We start from the raw sequence: 333 nt of genomic DNA on the forward strand, positions 1-333 counted from the left end.
ATAGACCTTAAAGCTACTTTCACTAATACCTTGAACTTGGCAAGTGTCATCAGACAAAGCGCGAACATTTGTGACAACAAAATCTTGGTCATTCGATGTGTGAACATGCTCTGTAAGGTCAATAGTGAAGCTTTTATCTACTAATGAGTTATCTTGAATATCTTGCGCACTAATAGAGGCTGATCCTACTGGAGATACAACGATATCTTGCTCTCCGCCGGAGTTTGACTCACCACCACAACCTACTAGCAATACCGCTAAACTGACTGAAGTAAAAACATTTAGTGTCGAATTCCGTTTCAACAAATCACTGTTGAATAGATACATTAAAAG

General features: G+C 38.7%; 1 pseudogene. It reads right to left on the reverse strand.

Annotated elements, in window-relative coordinates:
* Positions 1–333, reverse strand: a pseudogene (locus tag FTW16_RS24400) (hypothetical protein); the annotation flags it as partial.

Source organism: Vibrio sp. T20 (assembly GCF_007858795.1).
GTDB lineage: Bacteria > Pseudomonadota > Gammaproteobacteria > Enterobacterales > Vibrionaceae > Vibrio > Vibrio satsumensis.